The 20,419-nt window shown below is 43.0% G+C and carries 20 protein-coding genes; 14 read left to right on the top strand and 6 right to left on the bottom strand.

From position 1 onward, the window contains the following. The 6 genes from HT680_RS06320 (at position 1) to HT680_RS06295 (ending at position 6,279) form a co-directional block, all read left to right on the top strand. The gene (locus HT680_RS06320; RefSeq protein ID WP_125827823.1) at positions 1-153 is read left to right on the top strand and encodes a hypothetical protein; all 153 of its coding nucleotides are present in this window, start codon (positions 1-3) and stop codon (positions 151-153) included. Between the two features lie 15 nt (positions 154-168). Next, on the top strand, positions 169-1,410 hold the full coding sequence (locus HT680_RS06315; RefSeq protein ID WP_173259076.1) for an aminopeptidase: 1,242 nt from the start codon (positions 169-171) through the stop codon (positions 1,408-1,410). Between the two features lie 9 nt (positions 1,411-1,419). Continuing rightward, positions 1,420-1,650 carry a GlsB/YeaQ/YmgE family stress response membrane protein gene (locus HT680_RS06310; RefSeq protein WP_173259074.1) on the top strand — a complete coding sequence of 77 codons (231 nt, stop codon included), beginning with the start codon at positions 1,420-1,422 and terminating at the stop codon, positions 1,648-1,650. A gap of 72 nt (positions 1,651-1,722) precedes the next feature. Further along, positions 1,723-2,445 (top strand): pseudouridine synthase, encoded by a 723-nt coding sequence (locus HT680_RS06305; protein ID WP_173259073.1) that lies wholly within the window; start codon positions 1,723-1,725, stop codon positions 2,443-2,445. A 107-nt stretch (positions 2,446-2,552) separates the two neighbouring features. Beyond that, a complete protein-coding gene (gene pepC, locus HT680_RS06300; protein WP_173259072.1) occupies positions 2,553-3,887 on the top strand; it encodes an aminopeptidase C in 1,335 nt (444 codons plus the stop codon). Positions 3,888-4,050: 163 nt separating this feature from the next. Next, entirely contained in the window at positions 4,051-6,279 is a 2,229-nt protein-coding gene (locus HT680_RS06295; protein ID WP_173259071.1) for an HAD-IC family P-type ATPase, read from the top strand. 61 nt (positions 6,280-6,340) lie between these two features. On the opposite strand, the gene HT680_RS06290 is transcribed toward HT680_RS06295, so the two are convergent. From HT680_RS06290 to HT680_RS06275, 4 genes are all read right to left on the bottom strand, one after another. Further along, the gene (locus HT680_RS06290) at positions 6,341-7,252 is read right to left on the bottom strand and encodes a PTS system mannose/fructose/sorbose family transporter subunit IID (protein WP_038804607.1); all 912 of its coding nucleotides are present in this window, start codon (positions 7,250-7,252) and stop codon (positions 6,341-6,343) included. A gap of 14 nt (positions 7,253-7,266) precedes the next feature. Then, complete coding sequence (locus tag HT680_RS06285) at positions 7,267-8,079, bottom strand: PTS mannose/fructose/sorbose transporter subunit IIC (protein WP_009730710.1); 813 nt, start codon at positions 8,077-8,079, stop codon at positions 7,267-7,269. 75 nt (positions 8,080-8,154) lie between these two features. After that, a complete protein-coding gene (locus HT680_RS06280) occupies positions 8,155-9,144 on the bottom strand; it encodes a PTS sugar transporter subunit IIB (RefSeq protein ID WP_173259070.1) in 990 nt (329 codons plus the stop codon). A 276-nt stretch (positions 9,145-9,420) separates the two neighbouring features. Continuing rightward, the gene (locus HT680_RS06275; RefSeq protein ID WP_173259069.1) at positions 9,421-10,233 is read right to left on the bottom strand and encodes a Cof-type HAD-IIB family hydrolase; all 813 of its coding nucleotides are present in this window, start codon (positions 10,231-10,233) and stop codon (positions 9,421-9,423) included. Positions 10,234-10,418: 185 nt separating this feature from the next. On the opposite strand from HT680_RS06275, the gene HT680_RS06270 reads away from it, so the two are divergent. The 6 genes from HT680_RS06270 (at position 10,419) to folK (ending at position 16,359) form a co-directional block, all read left to right on the top strand. After that, positions 10,419-11,837 (top strand): NCS2 family permease, encoded by a 1,419-nt coding sequence (locus HT680_RS06270; protein WP_000359243.1) that lies wholly within the window; start codon positions 10,419-10,421, stop codon positions 11,835-11,837. Positions 11,838-11,890: 53 nt separating this feature from the next. Continuing rightward, complete coding sequence (locus HT680_RS06265; protein WP_173259068.1) at positions 11,891-12,598, top strand: type II CAAX endopeptidase family protein; 708 nt, start codon at positions 11,891-11,893, stop codon at positions 12,596-12,598. Between the two features lie 103 nt (positions 12,599-12,701). Beyond that, positions 12,702-13,646, top strand: coding sequence for a dihydropteroate synthase (gene folP / locus HT680_RS06260; protein WP_173259067.1), 945 nt, complete (start codon positions 12,702-12,704; stop codon positions 13,644-13,646). A gap of 1 nt (position 13,647) precedes the next feature. Continuing rightward, complete coding sequence (locus tag HT680_RS06255; protein WP_173259066.1) at positions 13,648-14,970, top strand: folylpolyglutamate synthase/dihydrofolate synthase family protein; 1,323 nt, start codon at positions 13,648-13,650, stop codon at positions 14,968-14,970. Beyond that, positions 14,951-15,505, top strand: a complete 555-nt coding sequence (folE, locus tag HT680_RS06250; protein WP_000380929.1) for a GTP cyclohydrolase I FolE — start codon at positions 14,951-14,953, stop codon at positions 15,503-15,505. Before HT680_RS06255 ends, folE begins: the two co-directional genes overlap by 20 nt. A 41-nt stretch (positions 15,506-15,546) precedes the next feature. Beyond that, on the top strand, positions 15,547-16,359 hold the full coding sequence (gene folK, locus HT680_RS06245) for a 2-amino-4-hydroxy-6-hydroxymethyldihydropteridine diphosphokinase (protein ID WP_173259065.1): 813 nt from the start codon (positions 15,547-15,549) through the stop codon (positions 16,357-16,359). Between the two features lie 46 nt (positions 16,360-16,405). Here the strand turns inward: folK and HT680_RS06240 are convergent, their stop codons facing one another. Beyond that, entirely contained in the window at positions 16,406-16,723 is a 318-nt protein-coding gene (locus HT680_RS06240; RefSeq protein WP_000886039.1) for a DUF960 domain-containing protein, read from the bottom strand. A gap of 208 nt (positions 16,724-16,931) precedes the next feature. Between HT680_RS06240 and ccpA the strand changes: the two genes are divergently transcribed. Further along, positions 16,932-17,942 (top strand): catabolite control protein A, encoded by a 1,011-nt coding sequence (gene ccpA / locus HT680_RS06235; protein ID WP_038804599.1) that lies wholly within the window; start codon positions 16,932-16,934, stop codon positions 17,940-17,942. Between the two features lie 40 nt (positions 17,943-17,982). Here ccpA and HT680_RS06230 read toward each other — a convergent pair whose 3' ends face one another. Continuing rightward, positions 17,983-18,945, bottom strand: a complete 963-nt coding sequence (locus HT680_RS06230) for an asparaginase (protein WP_173259064.1) — start codon at positions 18,943-18,945, stop codon at positions 17,983-17,985. A gap of 65 nt (positions 18,946-19,010) precedes the next feature. Here HT680_RS06230 and HT680_RS06225 point away from each other — a divergent pair, with 65 nt between their 5' ends. Further along, complete coding sequence (locus tag HT680_RS06225) at positions 19,011-20,396, top strand: Cof-type HAD-IIB family hydrolase (protein WP_173259062.1); 1,386 nt, start codon at positions 19,011-19,013, stop codon at positions 20,394-20,396. Positions 20,397-20,419 lie beyond the last annotated feature (23 nt).

The raw sequence follows: 20,419 nt of genomic DNA, 5'->3' as shown, positions 1-20,419 counted from the left end.
ATGAAACTAAGAATTTTTGCGGAAGACAAACCTGCTGAAAAGGTCTTTGACTATCAGCTAGAGATCGCAGACGAAACAATTATCCTATCAACAGCGCTCTTGTCTGGTGCCATTGCTTTAGCAGGATTATTCTCTGCTTTGAAAGAAAAATAGAAAAGAGAAAACGACATGGTTTTACCAAATTTTAAAGAAAATCTAGAAAAATATGCAAAATTGTTGGTTGCGAACGGAATCAATGTACAACCTGGCCATACCTTGGCTCTTTCTATCGATGTGGAGCAACGCGAGTTGGCGCAACTAATCGTCAAAGAAGCATATGCCTTGGGTGCGCATGAGGTCATCGTTCAGTGGACAGATGATGTCATTAACCGTGAGAAATTCCTCCACGCGCCGATGGAGCGTTTGGACAATGTGCCAGAATATAAGATTGCTGAGATGAACTATCTCTTGGAGAACAAGGCTAGCCGTCTTGGGGTTCGTTCCTCTGACCCAGGTGCCTTGAACGGAGTGGACGCTGACAAGCTTTCAGCTTCTGCTAAAGCTATGGGACTGGCCATGAAGCCAATGCGTATCGCAACTCAGTCCAACAAGGTTAGCTGGACAGTGGCTGCCGCTGCTGGACTCGAGTGGGCTAAGAAAGTCTTCCCAAATGCAGCAAGCGATGAAGAAGCAGTCGACCTCCTTTGGGACCAAATTTTCAAAACTTGCCGTGTCTACGAAGAAGATCCCGTTAAAGCTTGGGAAGAACACGCTGCTATCCTCAAGAGCAAGGCAGATATGCTCAATAAAGAGCAATTTTCAGCCCTTCACTACACAGCGCCAGGAACAGATTTGACACTTGGTTTGCCAAAGAACCATGTTTGGGAATCAGCTGGTGCTGTCAATGCTCAAGGCGAAGGCTTTTTACCAAATATGCCGACAGAGGAAGTCTTCACTGCGCCTGACTTCCGTCGCGCGGATGGTTATGTCACTTCTACAAAACCACTTAGCTACAATGGAAATATCATTGAAGGGATTAAAGTAACCTTCAAAGAAGGTCAAATCGTGGATATTTCAGCTGAGAAGGGTGATCAAGTTATGAAAGATCTTGTCTTTGAAAATGCTGGAGCGCGTGCCTTAGGCGAATGTGCCTTGGTACCAGATCCAAGTCCAATTTCTCAGTCAAGAATTACCTTCTTTAATACTCTTTTCGACGAAAATGCGTCAAACCACTTGGCTATCGGTGCTGCCTATGCGACTAGCGTCGTTGGTGGAGCAGAGATGAGCGAAGAAGAGCTTGAAGCTGCAGGACTTAACCGTTCAGATGTTCACGTGGACTTTATGATTGGTTCTAACCAAATGGATATCGATGGTATCCGTGAGGATGGAACACGCGTACCCCTCTTCCGCAATGGAGACTGGGCTATTTAAGGAGTTACAATGCTTGGAAGTATGTTTGTTGGTCTCCTAGTGGGACTCTTGGCAGGTGCTTTGACCAATCGTGGAGAGAGCATGGGATGCTTTGGAAAAATGTTTCTCGGATGGATTGGTGCCTTTCTGGGTCACCTGCTCTTTGGAACTTGGGGACCAATTCTAGCAGGAACGGCCATTATCCCAGCTATTTTAGGAGCTATGCTTGTCTTAGCTATTTTCTGGAGACGAGGAAGTTAAGTTCCTAAATCTGAAAAGAAAAGGAGGTTGGTCATTGTACCAGCCTCCTTTTGAGTATGATATAATAGTTTTATGAGATTAGATAAATTTTTAGTTGCCTGTGCTGTGGGAAGTCGGACAGAGGTCAAAAACTTGCTCAAGGCTGGACGCGTGACGGTAAATGGTAAAAAAGAAAAATCAGCAAAACTGCAAATAAATGAAGAAAGAGACCAGATTCATTTTGATGGTCAAAAACTAGAGTATGAAGAGTTCGTCTACTACATGATGAACAAGCCCCAAGGAGTCATTTCAGCGACTGAAGATACCAAGCATAGAACCGTTTTGGACTTGTTGGACGACTATGGACGTGCCAAAGAAGTCTTTCCTGTAGGGCGCTTGGATATTGATACGCATGGTCTTCTGCTCTTGACTAATGATGGTCAGCTTGCCCATGCTCTTCTTTCGCCCAAGCGTCATGTGGATAAAACTTATCTAGCTCAGGTCAAGGGGATTATGACCCAAGAAAATGTGGAGACATTTGCCAAGGGCATTCCGCTTAAGGACTTTACCTGCCAGTCGGCTAAACTGGAGATTCTGTCCGTGGATTCAGATAAGGGTGAAAGCCAGGTTCGGGTGACCATTGCGGAAGGGAAGTTTCACCAGGTCAAACGCATGGTGGCCTACTGTGGTAAGGAAGTGGTGGACCTGCAACGTTTGACTATGGGGACTCTAGTTTTGGATGAGAATTTGAAAAGGGGAGAATGGCGTCGCGTCAGTCAAGAAGAGCTCGAATTGCTTTTTGCTAGTGTGAAATAGTATCCATAACATGAAAAAGGTGAGTCTATTTGGCTTGCTTTTTCATTTTTCAGTTGCTTCCTTTGTGAAAAGAGTTATAATAGACAGTAGAATAAAAGGAGGAATCTATGAACGCGATTCAAGAATCATTTACGGATCAATTATTTGCTAACTATGAAGCAAATGTAAAATACCAAGCTATCGAAAATGCTGCTAGCCATAATGGAATTTTTGCAGCCCTAGAACGTCGTCAAAGCCATGTAGACAATACACCTGTTTTCTCGCTTGATTTGACCAAGGACAAGGTGACTAACCAGAAAGCATCAGGTCGTTGCTGGATGTTTGCAGCCCTTAACACTTTCCGTCACAAACTCATTGCACAATACAAACTAGAAAACTTTGAACTGTCACAAGCCCACACCTTCTTCTGGGACAAGTATGAAAAATCTAACTGGTTCTTGGAGCAAGTCATTGCGACTGCAGACCAAGAATTGACGAGCCGCAAGGTTAGCTTCCTGCTCCAAACTCCTCAACAAGATGGTGGTCAGTGGGATATGGTGGTTTCTCTCTTTGAGAAATACGGTGTCGTGCCCAAGTCTGTTTATCCAGAGTCTGTCTCATCTAGCAATAGCCGTGAACTCAATGCTATCCTCAACAAATTGCTTCGCCAAGATGCTCAGATCTTGCGTGACTTGCTCGCATCTGGTGCAGACCAAGCGACTGTTCAAACCAAGAAAGAAGACCTCCTGCAAGAAATCTTTAACTTCCTTGCCATGTCATTGGGTCTTCCACCACGTAAATTTGACTTTGCCTACCGCGATAAGGATAACAACTACCAAAGCGAAAAGGGCATCACGCCACAGGAATTTTACAAGAAATATGTCAATCTTCCTCTAGAAGACTATGTTTCTGTTATCAATGCCCCAACTGCTGACAAGCCTTACGGCAAATCTTACACAGTTGAGATGTTAGGAAATGTGGTTGGTAGCCGTGCAGTTCGCTACATCAACGTTCCAATGGAGCGCTTGAAAGAATTGGCGATTGCTCAAATGCAAACAGGTGAGACTGTTTGGTTTGGTTCTGATGTCGGCCAACTCAGCAACCGCAAAGCAGGAATTCTTGCGACAGATGTTTATGACTTTGAATCAAGCATGGATATTCAACTCACTCAAGACAAAGCTGGACGTTTGGACTACAGCGAAAGCTTGATGACCCACGCCATGGTCTTGACAGGTGTTGATTTGGATGAAAATGGCAAGTCAACTAAGTGGAAGGTTGAAAACTCATGGGGAGATAAGGTCGGCGCAGATGGTTACTTTGTTGCCTCAGACGCTTGGATGGATGAATACACTTACCAAATCGTTGTCCGTAAGGAATTGCTGACAGCAGAAGAACAAGCTGCCTATGAAGCAGAACCAATCGTGTTAGCACCATGGGATCCAATGGGTGCCTTGGCAGAATAAAGCTATAGAAAAGAGGTTAGGGAAATCCTAGCTTCTTTTTAAGTTCTTCTTGAAGTGGCGATAGATGATGCTTGCCAAGGGAGTTCTTCTTATTTTGAGTCTTTAAGTGACAGAGAAAAAGATATGTGTTACTATAGTAGTACAAAAGGATATCGGAGTAGAAATGAAGTATTTAAGCAGTCAAGACATCAAGGATCGTCAACGAAATATCAGCGACATTAAACCTTATAAAACAACCAAGGAAATTGTCGTTTCAAATATCTTTACCTTTTTTAATGCCATGAACTTGGCTCTGGCGGTTCTGGTAGCTACAACCTTGCGATTTGAAAATATGCTCTTTTTAGGTGTGATTGCTATCAATACAGCTATTGGGATTTTCCAAGAAGTGCGTTCAAAAAATGCCTTAGAAAAGCTGAGTTTGCTTGGTAAAAGTAAGTATAAAGTTAATCGAGATTGTCAAACAATCGAGATTGATCCAGAGGACATCGTTCTGGGTGAGTACCTGCATCTCAATCTGGGTGATCAGGTGCCTGTCGATGTAGAAGTCCTTGAAGGGAATATTGAAGTTGATGAGTCTTTGCTGACGGGTGAGAGTGATTCGATCTTTAAAACGGTTGGTGATAAGCTGATGAGCGGAAGTAATGTCGTCAGCGGTACTTGTCTGGTCACGGCGACGGCTGTGGGGCAGGATAGCTACATCAACAAACTCGCAAAATCCAGCAAGGAATTCAAAAAATACCCTTCTCAACTGCGCGATTACATGGATAAGATTTTAAAAATCGTCTCGATCTTGCTGGTGCCAGTTGCCATTCTGCTCTATGTCAGAGGTTTTAGTTTAGGGCGGTCTTATGTTGATATTGTCTTGGGAAGTTCTGGTGCCTTGGTTGGCATGATTCCAGAGGGTTTGATTCTACTAGTCAGTGTGTCTCTGGCGGTAGCGGCCATGAAGCTGGCGAAAAAGAAGGTTTTGGTGCAGGAACTATATTGTGTGGAAACCTTGGCGCGAGTAGATGTTCTTTGTTTTGATAAGACTGGGACCATCACGACTGGCAATATGAAGGTTCAAGAAATGGATGCTAATGTAGCAGAGAAACTGTCCTCTTATCTAGCCTATTTTGACGATGAAAATGCAACATCGCGGGCTCTGAAGACTCACTTGAAGTGTGAGAAAAATTGGGATGTTCAAGAAGTCGGTGCCTTTTCAAGTAAAAACAAGTATTCCTTTGTCCAAGTAAAAGATAGTGGGACCTATTTCTTTGGAGCCTATGAATTTCTAGGATTTACCCAGCCGATGGATGCCTACTATGAACATCTGAAGCAGCAAGGTTTTCGAATCTTGACACTTGCCCATAGTAAGGACCACATCACGAGTCCAGCGAGTATGGAACTACTGGGTCATGTGGTTCTGTCAGATGAGATCAAGGACAATACCAAGGAAACCTTTGACTATTTCGAGTCACAAGGTGTTGAAGTGAAGATTATCAGTGGTGATAATCATGTAGCTGTATATGGGGTGGCTCGTAAAGCAGGTTTTAAGGAAGAAGCACGGGCGATTGATATGACCAGGGTGAGCGATGATGACTTTGAAAGAGTGGTCTTGGAACACGATATCTTTGGACGCGTTACACCTGAGCAGAAAGAAAAGATGGTGACCGTTTTGCAAAATGCTGGCAAGACAGTTGCCATGAGCGGTGATGGAGTTAATGATGTTCTAGCTCTCAAGAAAGCAGATATCAGTTTTGCTATGAATGGTGCTACAAGCGCAGCCAAAAGTGTATCCAATATTGTTTTCCTGACAGATGATTTTGCGGTATTTTATGATATTTTGATGGAAGGACGCCGTGTCATCAATAACATCCAAAAGGTAGCCTCTCTTTTTCTAACAAAGACCTTCTTCTCCATCGTTTTTGCCATTTTGAGTGTGGTATTTGGTTTGGAATTTGCCTTTATCCCCATTCAGTTTACAATCATTTCAGCCATTACGATTGGGATTCCATCTTTCTTCCTAACTTTTGAGTCCAATAAAGAAAAGGTCAGCACACATTTTATGCGAGATATTTTGACCAATGCTGCGATTGGCGGTGGCATTCTGGTTGCTAGTGTACTCCTGACTAACTTCTTTATCACTGTCCCAGGTCAGGTTAAATTTATTTGCTTCCTCCTTGCTTTGGTCAATGGTCTGTGTCTAGTTGCCAAGATCAGCATTCCCTTTAATCGATACAAACTAGCCTTGCTCACACTTTTGAGCCTTGCAGCCCTTGTTGGCGTACTTGCCAATACCTTTATCCTTCAAGGAACTTTTGTGCCTTTAGAAACCAGCCAAGTCGTCTATGTAGCCAGCCTAGCAGTGGCGATTGGAGGCTTGCATTATCTTACTAGGAGAAAAAGTTGATACACAAAAAGAATCAGGTTTAGTCCTGATTCTTTTTTATCTATATTCTCGATGGCTTGGATTACATGATACCGAAGAAACGAGCTGCGATACCTACTGCAAAGAGAGCAAGGATGATTGTGATTGGTGATACTTTTTTCTTAAGCAACCACATGCAAAGGAAAGTAAGGAGAAGTCCCATCAATCCTGGGATCAATGAGTTCAACTGACCTTGAAGGGTTTGTGGTTGAATCTTATCTAGGCTCAATCCACCAAGTGCTTGACCAAGGATACCTTTCAACTCAGCACCTGATACAGGTCCTTCTGGGAAGTTGATGTAGGCACCTTCTGCCAATTGTTTACCTGGAAGGTTCACAGTAAAGTTGATAGACACCCAACGTTGTACAAGAACGGCAAGGATGAACATACCAAGGATAGATGCTCCTTTAGTGATGTCCTTCAAGATACCACCAGACATGTCTTTAGTGATTTCAGATCCAGCTTTGTAACCGAACTCTTGTGTATACCATAGGAAGGCCATACGGATAGCATTCCATCCGAAGAAGAAGAGAAGTGGCCCAACAAGGTTACCAGATGCAGCAAGTGATGCACCAAGGGCTCCAAGGATAGGACGAACTGTAAACCAGAATACTGGGTCACCGATACCAGCAAGAGGTCCCATCATACCGATCTTAACCCCTTGGATAGCCGCGTCGTCGATTTCAACACCGTTAGCGCGTTCTTCTTCAAGTGCAAGAGTAACCCCCATGATTGGAGCAGCTACGTATGGGTGAGTGTTGAAGAACTCAAGGTGACGCTCAAGAGCAGCCGCTTGGTCTTCTTTTTTAGTGTACAATTTTTTGATAGCTGGGATCAATGAGTAAGCCCAACCCAAGTTTTGCATACGTTCGTAGTTCCAAGAACCTTGAAGGAATTGTGAACGCCACCAAACTTTTTGACGATCTGATTTTGATAATTGAATTTTTTCAGCCATGATTGTTCCCCTTTCTAGTAGTCTTCTAGGATATCACCGATTGGGTCGTTAGAAGTCGCAGCTCCGCCGCCACCGTTTCCACCTTGTTTTGAAAGGTTAAGGTAGATGAAGGCAAGGGCAACACCGATGACACCAAGGGCAATCAAAGTCAATTGAGAGATCGCTGCAAGAGCGAAACCGATAGCGAAGAATGGCCATACTTCACGAGTCGCCATCATGTTGATAACCATAGCGTAACCAACGGCAACAACCATAGCACCACCGACAGCCATACCACCATTCAACCATTCTGGCATTAGGCCAAGAGCGTCTTTAACAGCAGAAGCTGGGATAGCGATAAGGAAGGCTGCAGGGATAGCGATACGAAGACCTTGAAGAACAAGGGCAAAGTAGTGAGCGCGTTCAACAGCTGCAATGTTTCCTTCTTTTGCAGCTGCGTCAGCAGAGTGAACCAAGGCAACTGAGATTGTACGAACAATCATTGTCAAGAAAAGTCCAGCTACGGCAAGAGGGATAGCTGTTGCCGTTGCAACGGCGATACCTTCAGTAGTAAAGTTACCACCTTTAATCAAGATGATCGCTGCGGCAACAGATGCAAGAGCAGCGTCAGGAGCTACGGCAGCTCCGATGTTAGCCCAACCAAGGGCGATCATTTGAAGAGATCCACCAAGCATAACACCTGCTTCGAGGTTACCAGTTGCAAGTCCGATAAGGGTACATGCGACGATTGGTTGATGGAATTGGAATTGGTCGAGGATACCTTCAAGACCTGCAAGGAAGGCAACAACTACAACCAAGATAGCAGAAATGATTGAAATATCTGACATGGTTTTATTCCTTTTCTATTTAGTTTTAATAAAGTATTTAATCCTGTTTTCAAAAATGATAAAAACAGATTAAAATTATTGAACGTTTGCTTTCTTAATCAAGTCAAACAAATCTTTTTTCGTGTCGTTTGGTACTTTACGTACATCAAATTCAACACCAAGGTCACGCATTTTTTCAAATGTTGCAACGTCTTCCTTGTCCATAGACAAAACGTTGTTAATCATTGTTTTACCTGTTGAGTGAGCCATAGAACCAACGTTAAGGGTCTTGATTGGCACGCCACCTTCGATGGCACGGAGTGCATCTTGTGGAGTTTCAAACAAGATAAGGGCATGAGTTTCACCAAAACGTGGGTCTTTTGCAACGTCGATCAATTTCTGGATTGGGACAACGTTAGCTTTTACTCCGTTTGGAGCTGCTTGTTTGATCAATTCTTTACGCAATTCGTCGTTTGCAACGTTGTCTGAAGCAACGATGATACGGTTTGCTTTTGAATCTGGAGTCCAAGCAGTGGCAACCTGACCGTGAAGGAGACGAGTGTCTAGACGAGCAAGGTTGATTTTCAGTTTACCGTCACCGATAACTGTTCCTTCTGGAATAGCAGCTTGGGCAACTGGAGCAGCTGCAGCAGTTGCAACTTCCTCAACTGGGTTAAGCTCTTCTGGAAGAGCCTTGATGCCATTTTTGGCTTCTTTAATGATATTCGCAGCGACTTTATCCACACCTGCATTCGCGTCCATAAGGCGCTCTGTGTAGGCTTGGATCAACATCGGCAAGTTAAGTCCTGTGATGATGGCAAACTTACGTTCTGGATTTTCTCCCATCACGCGGCTAGCTTGGTTGAATGGAGATCCACTCCAAAGGTCAGCCAATACTAGAACCTCATCTTCTGCGTCAAATGCAGCCACAGCGTTGTTGAATTTAGCGTAAAGGTCATCTGGACCTTCATTTGGCATAAAGGTTACAACTTGAACCTTTTCTTGTTCACCAAAGATCATAGATCCTGATTGATGAATACCCGCAGCAAATTCGCCGTGGCTCGCAATAATGATTCCGATACTCATTATTGTCATTCCTCCTTATAAAATGTTTGACTGTGTGTTTAAGAAAACTTTAAGCCTAATTAAGTATAAACCGTTTTCAAACAAAAATCAACCATTTCTTATAAATATGTATTGGTTTTCAATGAAAACTCGCTTACAAAATGTTAATATATAAAACTTTTTGTAGAAATGTTTAAAAAGATAAGGGAGTAATTTAATATAAAAAAATGAAAACAGGCCGATTAATTGAAAAATTGTGAAAATCAAAAAAGCTAGCACAAGCTAACTTTTTGACCGTTATAGGAATAAATCTTGTAGGGTATGGGCAACACCATCTTCATCATTTGTCAGAGAGAGTTGTTCATCTGCATATGGTAGTAAATCGGGATTGGCATTTTTCATGGCATATCCCTTGCCTGCAAAAGCCAGCATTTCGGTGTCATTGTGTTCATCTCCAAAGGCAATCAGGTCTTTTTTGTCACGGTTCATAACATTGAGCAAGTATTCTAAGGCAAAGGCTTTGTTGACCCCTTTTGGTGTACATTCGAGAATGTTGAGGGGCCCTCCCCATGTATTAATTGCCAGTTGGTGTTGGTAAAAACGATTCATCTCATCTGCTAGCGCGTATTTATCGTCGACTCTTGTTTGCAAGAGGATACAGTTGGGATTCTTGGTCACCAATTCGGATTTGAATTGATTTTCTGGCTGGAAATTCTCTACGCCAAATAGTTTGGGATTGGCAATTTCTTCATTAGGAGCCGTGATATAAAATTTCTTACGATATTCTCCTGCAATAAAGTCGGCTTGGATATCCTCTTTACGCTTAACCATATCTAAGAGATATTTTTTGTCCAAGGTCAGGCACTTTTCATGCTCCCAAGCCTGTCCTGGTAGATGGGTAAGGGAACCGTTGAAGTTGATCATAGGTGTGTGCAACTCTAGTTCCTGATAAAATTCTTTTGCCATACGGTAAGGGCGCCCAGTAGTGATGATGACATGGTGGCCTTTTTCAGCAATTCGTTTAATTGTGTTTCGAGTAAAATCTGAAATCTTACTCTCTGAGTTGAGCAGGGTTCCGTCCAAATCGACTGCGATAATTTTTTTAGTCATATAAACCTTCCTAGTACACTCCAGATAAGATGTCTACTATTATATCAAAAAGAAAGAAGAAAAACAGACTCAAAACAAAAATAGAAATTTCATTTTGTTAAATAAATCAAACAAACATATTGAAAAGGTGAATGATAAATGATATAATACTCTCATTGTTCGTAAAAAACAAAAGGAGATTAAACATGGACAAACTATTTAAACTAAAAGAGCACGGGACAGATGTCCGTACAGAGGTGCTTGCTGGTTTAACAACATTCTTTGCAATGAGTTATATTCTCTTTGTAAACCCTCAAATGCTTTCACAAACAGGGATGCCTGTTCAAGGTGTGTTCTTGGCAACAATTATCGGTTCTGTAGTTGGTACTTTGATGATGGCTTTCTATGCTAATTTGCCATACGCACAAGCACCAGGTATGGGACTCAATGCCTTCTTCACATTTACAGTTGTGTTTGGGATGGGCTATACTTGGAAAGAAGCTCTTGGTATGGTCTTCATTTGTGGAATTATTTCACTGATTATTACTTTGACAAATGTTCGTAAAATGATCATCGAATCTATTCCAACAACACTTCGTTCAGCTATTTCGGCTGGTATTGGTGTTTTCCTTGCCTATGTTGGGATTAAGAATGCTGGCCTTTTGAAATTCTCAATCGATCCAGGTACTTATACTGTAGCAGGTGAAGGAGCAGACAAGGCTCAAGCTGCACTTACTGCAAACTCAGCAGCCGTTCCAGGATTGGTAGACTTCAATACTCCAGCAGTATTGGTGGCTCTTGCTGGTCTGGCTATTACCATCTTCTTTGTTGTTAAAGGCATCAAAGGTGGAATCATTCTTTCTATTTTAACAACGACTGTCCTTGCCATTGCCGTTGGTGTTGTGAAATTGTCAGGGATTGACTTCGCTAGCAACAATCTTTCATCAGCAGTTAATGACCTAGGAACCTTGTTTGGTGCTGCTCTGGGTTCAGAAGGTTTAGGATCTTTGATTTCAAACACTTCACGTTTACCAGAAACCTTGATGGCCATTCTTGCTTTCTCACTAACGGATATTTTTGATACAATTGGTACTCTTATCGGTACTGGTGAAAAAGTTGGTATCGTTGCGACAAGTGGGGAAAACCATGAGTCAGTTAAATTGGACAAGGCTCTTTACTCTGACTTGGTGGCGACTTCAGTAGGTGCCATTGCAGGTACTTCAAACGTTACGACTTATGTTGAGTCTGCTGCGGGTATCGGTGCTGGTGGACGCACTGGTTTGACAGCCCTAGTTGTTGCAATCTGTTTTGCTCTCTCTAGCTTCTTTAGCCCACTTCTAGCGATTGTTCCGACAGCTGCAACAGCGCCAATTTTGATCATCGTAGGAATCATGATGCTTTCTAACTTGAAAAACATTCCTTGGGATGATATGGCTGAAGCGGTTCCTGCCTTCTTCACATCTATCTTTATGGGATTCAGCTACTCTATCACACAAGGTATTGCTGTTGGTTTCTTGACATACACCTTGACAAAAGTTGTCAAAGGTCAAGCCAAGGATGTGCACGTGATGATTTGGATTTTGGATGCCTTGTTCATCCTGAACTATATCAGCATGGCGCTATAAATGGTATAATACAAAAAGGGGGTCTTCCCCTTTTTCTTATAAGGAGGCATATCATGAAGAAAAAAAGTATCTGGCAAGAAATTCTGGATAGAGGAATATGGGTGTTAATTTTTTTAATAGGATTGGTGTTATCCCAACTTCCTTTAATTTTATCTGCCCTTTTATCCGCTAGACAATTCCCACTCCTCCAGTCAGGACTCTTGGTGGCTTTGCTGTCGGTTGCTATTCTAACTGTTTTTATCTTTAGTGCGCGAAAAACAGAGATTGCGAGCTTCAATCTTTCTTTTTTCAAGGCAAAAGATCTGGCCCGCTTGGTTTTGAGTTATTTGGTTATTTTCACAAGTAACTTATTCGGCTCTGCCTTGCTTCGTCTGATGAATGAATCTACGACCAGCAACCAATCAACTATTAATAATCTGGTTCAGAATAGCTCGCTGATTTCCAGTTTTTTCTTACTGGTTCTGATTGCTCCCATTTGTGAGGAAATATTGTGTCGTGGAATTATCCCTAAGAAGATCTTCCGCGGGAAGGAGAAGTTGGGTTATCTTGTAGGTGCAGTCGTCTTTGCCTTGCTCCACACACCGACCAATCTGCCTTCTCTCCTTATCTATGGAGGAATGTCGACAGTTTTAACTTGGACAGCCTACAGAACAGAACGTTTAGAGATGTCGATCTTGCTTCATATGATTGTCAATGGTATCGCCTTTTGTTTGCTGGCTTTACTGGTTTTGATTAGTCGAAATGTAGGCTTGCCTTTCTAAACCATTTCCTTACTTGGAAAAGATAAATGCTAGCGTATCCATCTTTTTCTTTTTATGGTAAAATAGAGAAATAATGTGGTGAAAAACCTTGAGGAGTGACCTTATGTCCAATAAAGCTAGTCAGGCAAAAACAGCCATTTGCGGAATTATCAATGTAACCCCAGATTCCTTTTCGGATGGTGGGCAGTTTTTTGCTGTTGACCAGGCTCTTCAGCAAGCCCGTAAATTGATAGCTGAAGGAGCAAGCATGCTAGACATCGGTGGAGAATCAACTCGTCCGGGCAGCAGCTATGTAGAGATAGAAGAGGAAATCCAGCGTGTTGTTCCAGTGATTAAAGCTATCCGTGAGGAAAGTGATGTCCTCATCTCCATCGATACTTGGAAGAGTCAGGTGGCAGAAGCTGCTTTGGCTGCTGGTGCCAATCTGGTCAATGATATCACTGGTCTCATGGGAGATGAGAAAATGGCGGATGTGGTTGCTAAGGCTGGTGCGCAAGTAGTCATCATGTTTAATCCAGTCATGACTCGACCTCAGCACCCTAGTTCGCTCATATTTCCTCGTTTTGGATTTGGGGATCCTTTTACAAATGAAGACTTGGCGTACTTTGAACAACTACCAGTAGAAGATTTGATGACCGCGTTCTTTGACCGCGCTCTAGCAAGAGCAGAAGAAGCTGGGATAGCAAAAGAAAATATCCTGCTAGATCCAGGGATTGGCTTTGGTCTGACTAAGAAGGAAAATCTGCTCCTTCTACGTGATCTGGATAAACTGCATCAGAAAGGCTATCCAATCTTTCTTGGAGTTTCGCGCAAGCGGTTTGTTATCAATATCCTAGAAGAAAATGGTTTTGAAGTTAATCCTGAGACGGAAGTTGGTTTCCGCAATCGTGACACCGCTTCGGCTCATGTGACCAGTATCGCTGCGAGACAGGGTGTCGAAGTGGTGCGCGTGCACGATGTAGCCAGTCACAGGATGGCAGTTGAAATTGCGTCAGCCATTCGTTTGGCAGATGATGCAGAAAATCTAGATTTAAAACAATATAAATAAGATGAACGAAATTCAAAACAATCAGTGGATTGCTCACTACCGGACGGACCAACCGCATTTTGGTTTGGAACGAATGGTGGAACTATTAGCTTTGCGAGGCAATCCCCATCTCAAACTCAAGGTTATCCATATCGGCGGAACAAATGGTAAAGGTTCGACCATCGCTTTTTTGAAAAATATGTTGGAAAAGATGGGGTTGAAAGTTGGAGTTTTTAGCTCGCCCTATCTCATTCATTACTCAGACCAGATTAGCATCAACGGGAAATCCATCCCAGAAGCTAGACTAGAAGCTCTAATGGCGGACTATGAGTTTTTGCTTGAGGGGGAGAGGAGCGTTGCATTACAAGGAACGACTGAGTTTGAGATTATCACAGCCATAGCTTATGATTACTTTGCCTCAGAACAAGTAGATGTAGCCATCATGGAAGTCGGCATGGGTGGACTCTTGGATAGTACTAATGTCTGTCAGCCAATTTTGACAGGGATTACGACCATTGGACTGGACCATGTAGCCCTACTTGGTGATACCTTGGGGGCCATAGCAGAGCAGAAGGCTGGTATTGTCAAACAAGGTATTCCCTTGGTGACAGGTCATATTGTTCCAGAAGCCTTGGCTGTTATCGATCGTATTGCGGAAGGCAAACATGCACCGAGACTTGCCTACGGGGCGGATTATCAGGTTCGTCATCAAGAAAGCGTGGTAGCGGGTGAAATCTTTGATTATACCAGTTCTGTCAGACAAGGTCGCTTTCAAACAGGTCTGCTTGGTTTGCACCAGATAGAGAATGCGGGGATGGCGCTTGCTCTCCTAGACAGTTATTGTCAGGAGACTGGACGGGAGTTGGCAAGTAATGACTTGATTGCTCAAGCTTTGAAAGAAACTAGATGGCCAGGACGTTTGGAGATCGTATCTAGTAACCCCTTGTTGCTTTTGGATGGGGCCCATAATCCCCATGCTATCAATGCCTTGTTGGTAACCTTGCGAGAACGCTTTGCTGGCTATCATAAGGAAATCCTCTTTACTTGTATCAAAACCAAGGCCTTGGAGGATATGCTGGATTTGCTAGAGTCGGTGCCAGATAGTCAACTGACTCTGACTTGTTTTGACGATAGTCGGGCGACTGATGAAAGCGTGCTGAAAGAGACAGCCAAGTCTAGAAATCTCAATTACCAAAGTTGGCAGGATTTTCTAGAGCAGAAATTGACAGATAAAAAAGAAGAGAAACAAACAGTTAGGATTGTCACAGGTTCCTTGTATTTCTTGAGCCAAGTGAGAGCCTATCTGATGGAGAGGAAGAACGAGAATGGATACACAAAAGATTGAAACGGCTGTAAAAATGATTATCGAGGCTGTTGGTGAGGACGCTAACCGCGAGGGCTTGCAGGAAACACCTGCTCGTGTAGCCCGTATGTACCAAGAGATTTTTTCAGGTCTTGGCCAAACTGCTGAGGAACACTTGTCAAAATCCTTTGAGATTATTGATGATAACATGGTGGTAGAAAAGGATATTTTTTTCCACACCATGTGTGAACACCACTTTCTGCCCTTTTATGGGAAAGCTCACATTGCCTACATTCCAGATGGTCGTGTGGCAGGCCTGTCTAAGCTGGCCCGTACGGTTGAAGTTTATTCTAAAAAACCACAGATTCAAGAACGGTTGAATATTGAAGTGGCCGATGCCTTGATGGACTATCTGGGGGCTAAGGGAGCCTTTGTTGTCATTGAGGCAGAGCATATGTGTATGAGCATGCGTGGTGTTCGAAAACCAGGTACTGCAACCTTGACGACAGTAGCTCGAGGTCTATTTGAGACCGATAAAGATCTCCGAGATCAGGCTTATCGTCTAATGGGACTATAAAAAAATCCGCTTCATGCGGATTTTTCTAGAAAGGACTAGTTATGGATCAGCTAAAGATTAAAGATTTGGAAATTTTTGCCTATCACGGGCTTTTTCCTAGTGAAAAAGAGCTAGGGCAAAAGTTTGTCATTTCGGCGACCCTATCCTATGATATGACCAAGGCAGCGACAGACTTGGATTTGGCGGCTTCTATCCATTACGGCGAACTTTGTCAGCAGTGGACGACTTGGTTTCAGGAAACCACTGAGGACTTGATTGAAACAGTAGCCTACAAACTAGTTGAACGTACCTTTGAGACCTATCCTCTTGTCCAAGAAATTGAGTTGGAACTCAAAAAACCTTGGGCTCCAGTGCATTTACCACTGGATACCTGCTCAGTGACCATTCACCGTCGCAAGCAACGAGCTTTTATCGCTCTAGGAAGTAATATGGGGGATAAGCAAGCAAACTTGGAACAAGCTATTGACAAACTGCGAGCTCGTGGTATCCATATTCTAAAAGAGTCCAGTGTCTTGACGACGGAGCCTTGGGGCGGTGTGGAACAAGCTAGTTTTGCCAATCAGGTGATTGAAGTAGAAACCTGGCTTCCAGCACCAGTCTTGTTAGAAACATTATTAGCCATTGAGTCAGAAATGGGGCGGGTTCGAGAGGTTCATTGGGGACCTCGTTTGATCGATTTGGATCTGCTCTTTGTAGAAGACCAGGTCATCTATACAGACGAGCTCATCTTACCACATCCCTATATAGCAGAACGCCTCTTTGTCCTTGAGTCTCTGCAAGAAATAGCTCCCCATTTTATTCATCCAGTACTCAAACAGCCGATACGCTACTTGTATCAAGAATTGAACAAATAGAAAAAACTCTAGTTCCTCAGCAGTTTGCGCCGAGAAGCTAGAGTTTTTAAAATAGGTCATTTTCTTCAGGAAGGAGGATGGTTTCTTTCCCATCCATGTCTAAAACAAGGACCCGAGGAGGGTAAAGAGGGTCAAAGGGATGATTAAAATCAAAGTCGATACTAGTCGGCAGGTGCTGACTAGAGAAATGGAAGGTAATGGTCCCCTCGTTGTTTAGTAGTTGAAATTCAAGTTCCTCTTCTAATTCAAAGACGTTTTTCAAAAAATGATCGATAATAAACCATAAAGAGTCGATAACATCGTCAGGCAAGCTGGTCACAACGCCAAAACTGGCCGAACGTCTCTGAGTATTTGTAAAAGCCATAAACATTCCCTCCCCCATTTATTTTTCCTTATCATACAGCAAAACATCCCAAAAATCAAGAAATCGTACTCACTTTTTCAAAATGGGAATAGGTTGTGAAATTTTTTCAAAGTTTCTCTAAAAAATACTTGAAAGTGTTTACAATAAGTGATAAAATGGAGTAAGCAGATGTATGAAAGCGAAATTTTCAATATAGAAAGGAAACAGAATGAACACAGATGATACAGTAACGATTTATGATGTTGCCCGTGAAGCTGGGGTTTCAATGGCAACTGTTAGCCGTGTAGTGAATGGCAATAAGAACGTCAAAGAGAATACTCGTAAAAAAGTTCTAGAGGTGATTGATCGTCTTGACTACCGTCCAAATGCGGTAGCGCGTGGCTTGGCCAGCAAGAAAACCACGACAGTTGGTGTTGTGATTCCAAATATCACCAATGGCTATTTTTCAACCCTAGCCAAAGGAATTGATGATATTGCAGAGATGTATAAGTACAATATCGTCCTAGCCAACAGTGATGAAGACGATGAAAAAGAAGTTTCAGTAGTTAATACTCTCTTTTCAAAACAAGTTGACGGGATCATTTTTATGGGTTATCACTTGACTGAAAAGATTCGTTCAGAATTTTCTCGATCTCGGACACCAGTTGTCCTTGCAGGAACTGTGGATATAGAACACCAACTTCCAAGTGTCAATATTGATTACAAACAAGCAACGATTGATGCCGTCACCCATTTGCTTCAGGAAAATGAAAAGATTGCCTTTGTCAGTGGACCACTTGTTGATGATATCAACGGTAAAATTCGATTGATTGGTTACAAGGAGGCTTTGAAAAAGGCAGGAATCCCTTATAGCGAGGGCTTGGTATTTGAGTCTAAATACAGCTATAATGATGGCTATGCCTTGGCAGAGCGCTTGGTTTCTTCACAGGCTACAGCTGCAGTTGTGACAGGTGATGAATTGGCTGCGGGTGTGTTAAATGGCTTGGCAGATCACGGTATTTCTGTACCGGAAGAGTTTGAAATCATTACGACAGATGATTCTCAAATTGCACGATTCACTCGTCCAAACTTAACGACAATTGCTCAACCTCTATACGACCTTGGTGCTATCAGTATGCGTATGTTGACCAAGATTATGCATAAGGAAGAGTTGGAAGAACGTGAAGTTCTCCTGCCTCACGGTTTGACAGAACGTCGCTCGACACGAAAACGTAAATAGAAAAAATCAGGGAATCGAGAAGATTTCCTGATTTTCAATTTTAACCTTCCATGTAATTGCGAAGTTCTTGTCCTTTTAGTCCCGCGTTGATGGCAATCAATAATTTGAGGCGCGCTTTTTGAGCATTGAGTTCTTTGACAAAGAAAACGCCAGACTCTTGTAATTGAACTCCTCCGCCTGGATAGGCGTAAACGGGTTCTGCAATTCCGTTAAAACAACGTGAAACCAAGGCGACTGGAATGCCTTTTTGGAGGAGACTTTCTAATTTTTGAGCTGTTTCTTTGGGTACATTACCTGCTCCAAAAGCTTGAACGACTAATCCATCTAGGTGATCTAGGTCAAGCATGTCAATCAGCTCATCTGTCATACCTGCATAGGCTGAGATGATGGGAACTAGACCTTGAATATGCTCGAGATCAAACCGGACACGAGGTTCAGCCGTTTTGAAGTAGAGGATTTCTTGCTTCATGATGAGGCCAAGTGGTCCATGTGTTGGGGTTTGAAAGGTGCTGACGTTGGTCGTATGAGTTTTGGTAACATATTTGGCTGCGTGGATCTCGTCGTTCATGACGACCAGCACACCCTTGTCGGCTGCTTTGTCATCGCTGGCGACTCGTAAAGCGCTCAGATAGTTATATACACCGTCGCTACCAAGTTCGTTTGAACTACGCATGGCCCCTGTTAGAACGATGGGGATGGGCGGAATTTTCATGGTATCAAGGAAGTAAGCTGTTTCTTCTAAGGTATCTGTACCATGTGTGATGACAACTCCATCGTAGTGGTCTGCTTCCTCTTTAATCTTATGATAGAGTGCAAGCATATGCTTGGGTTTGATATGGGGGCTTGGCAGATTAAAAAAGTCTAGGGCATGAACCTCAATCCCTCCAAGTGGATTGGAAACATGGTTCATGGGATTGTCCCGGCTGGTCACAACTGCGCCAGAGGCGTCTGCTTGCATGGAAATAGTCCCACCTGTATGTAAAACAAGGATTTTCTTAGGCATGAATTACTCACTCTTTCTGAAATGTGGTATAATCATTGTAACACAAAAGGGGAGAATGGGATAGGATGGAAGTCAAAGCTGTTTTTTTTGATATCGATGGAACGCTAGTCAACGATCGTAAGAGTGTTTTGAAATCCACTAAGGACGCGATTAGGATTGTGAAAGAGCAAGGAGTGCTTGTTGGAGTAGCGACAGGACGGGGGCCTTTCTTTGTCAAGGAATTGATGGAAGATTTAGATCTGGATTTTGCAATAACTTATAACGGACAATATATCTTTAATAAAGAAAAAGTTTTATTTGCTAGCCCGATTGCTAAGTCAAGCCTGCGTCAATTGATTGCCTATGCTAAAAAAGAGCAAAAAGAAATCGCTCTTGGAACCGAGCATGCTGTTGTTGGTTCGAAAATTATGTCATTTGGTCTCGGATCCTTTTCACAGCTGGTTAGTCGTTTTATTCCGACTGTTCTGACAAGAACCGTGAGCCGTTCCTTTAATCGAATGGTTAGCAAGGCAGTCCCTCAAAAGGAAGATGACCTGCTTCGTTTGATAAATGAGCCAATCTATCAAGTGTTAATGCTGATGACTCCTGAAGAATCTGAGAAAGCTGCAAGTGATTTTGAAGATTTAAAATTAACTCGAAGCAATCCCTTCGCTGCGGATGTCATCAACCAAGGAAATTCCAAACTAGAAGGCATTCGTCGAGTCGGGAAAGAATATGGTTTTGATCTCAACCAAGTCATGGCCTTTGGTGATTCAGACAATGACCTAGAAATGTTGGCGGGTGTTGGTATGTCTGTAGCCATGGGAAATGGCAGTAGCAGCGTCAAAGAAGTTGCCAAGCACATTACAGCAAGTAACCAACAAGATGGCATCCATAAGGCGCTCGAGCACTTTGGTGTTTTGGCTTCAGAAAAAGTTTTTGTCAGTCGAGATTACCATTTTAATAAGGTCAAGACCTTCCATCACATGATGGATGAACGGACGCAGGAAGAGCCACAGGCATGGGATGTTGAAGGGGCAACCCACCGCGCAGACTTTAAAATTGAAGAATTAGTAGAGTTTGTTCGAGCGGCAAGTTCTTCGGAGGAAGAATTCCAGCAGGCACTTAACAGCATGCATGCGGCACTTGATAAGGCGGCCGAAAAGGTGAGGCAAAAAACGCCTGCCCAAAAAGATCTAATCGGGCAGGTTGATGCCCTAATCGATACACTGTATTTTACTTACGGTAGTTTTGCCTTGATGGGAGTGGATCCAGAACGCATCTTTGATATTGTGCATGAGGCAAACATGGGGAAGGTTTTTCCTGATGGAAAAGCCCATTTTGATCCAGTTACACATAAAATCTTAAAACCGGATGACTGGGACGAAAAATATGCTCCAGAACCTGCTATCAGAAAGGAACTGCAGCGTCAGCTCAAGGCTTATGAGCGACATAAAGAGAGAAATAAGTAAGAAAAAAGGGAGCCTAGCAGGCT

This window comes from Streptococcus sp. 5905 (assembly GCF_013276505.1).
Taxonomy (GTDB): domain Bacteria; phylum Bacillota; class Bacilli; order Lactobacillales; family Streptococcaceae; genus Streptococcus.
Note: the sequence above shows the minus strand (reverse complement) of the source record. Positions and strands in the feature narration are given on the sequence as shown.

Bases quoted from the DNA above. Each gene is read 5' to 3' on its own strand.
- HT680_RS06320 (WP_125827823.1), top strand. From the start codon at position 1: ATGAAACTAAGAATTTTTGCGGAAGACAAACCTGCTGAAAAGGTCTTT.
- HT680_RS06315 (WP_173259076.1), top strand. From the start codon at position 169: ATGGTTTTACCAAATTTTAAAGAAAATCTAGAAAAATATGCAAAATTG.
- HT680_RS06310 (WP_173259074.1), top strand. From the start codon at position 1,420: ATGCTTGGAAGTATGTTTGTTGGTCTCCTAGTGGGACTCTTGGCAGGT.
- HT680_RS06305 (WP_173259073.1), top strand. From the start codon at position 1,723: ATGAGATTAGATAAATTTTTAGTTGCCTGTGCTGTGGGAAGTCGGACA.
- pepC (WP_173259072.1), top strand. From the start codon at position 2,553: ATGAACGCGATTCAAGAATCATTTACGGATCAATTATTTGCTAACTAT.
- HT680_RS06295 (WP_173259071.1), top strand. From the start codon at position 4,051: ATGAAGTATTTAAGCAGTCAAGACATCAAGGATCGTCAACGAAATATC.
- HT680_RS06290 (WP_038804607.1), bottom strand. From the start codon at position 7,252: ATGGCTGAAAAAATTCAATTATCAAAATCAGATCGTCAAAAAGTTTGG.
- HT680_RS06285 (WP_009730710.1), bottom strand. From the start codon at position 8,079: ATGTCAGATATTTCAATCATTTCTGCTATCTTGGTTGTAGTTGTTGCC.
- HT680_RS06280 (WP_173259070.1), bottom strand. From the start codon at position 9,144: ATGAGTATCGGAATCATTATTGCGAGCCACGGCGAATTTGCTGCGGGT.
- HT680_RS06275 (WP_173259069.1), bottom strand. From the start codon at position 10,233: ATGACTAAAAAAATTATCGCAGTCGATTTGGACGGAACCCTGCTCAAC.
- HT680_RS06270 (WP_000359243.1), top strand. From the start codon at position 10,419: ATGGACAAACTATTTAAACTAAAAGAGCACGGGACAGATGTCCGTACA.
- HT680_RS06265 (WP_173259068.1), top strand. From the start codon at position 11,891: ATGAAGAAAAAAAGTATCTGGCAAGAAATTCTGGATAGAGGAATATGG.
- folP (WP_173259067.1), top strand. From the start codon at position 12,702: ATGTCCAATAAAGCTAGTCAGGCAAAAACAGCCATTTGCGGAATTATC.
- HT680_RS06255 (WP_173259066.1), top strand. From the start codon at position 13,648: ATGAACGAAATTCAAAACAATCAGTGGATTGCTCACTACCGGACGGAC.
- folE (WP_000380929.1), top strand. From the start codon at position 14,951: ATGGATACACAAAAGATTGAAACGGCTGTAAAAATGATTATCGAGGCT.
- folK (WP_173259065.1), top strand. From the start codon at position 15,547: ATGGATCAGCTAAAGATTAAAGATTTGGAAATTTTTGCCTATCACGGG.
- HT680_RS06240 (WP_000886039.1), bottom strand. From the start codon at position 16,723: ATGGCTTTTACAAATACTCAGAGACGTTCGGCCAGTTTTGGCGTTGTG.
- ccpA (WP_038804599.1), top strand. From the start codon at position 16,932: ATGAACACAGATGATACAGTAACGATTTATGATGTTGCCCGTGAAGCT.
- HT680_RS06230 (WP_173259064.1), bottom strand. From the start codon at position 18,945: ATGCCTAAGAAAATCCTTGTTTTACATACAGGTGGGACTATTTCCATG.
- HT680_RS06225 (WP_173259062.1), top strand. From the start codon at position 19,011: ATGGAAGTCAAAGCTGTTTTTTTTGATATCGATGGAACGCTAGTCAAC.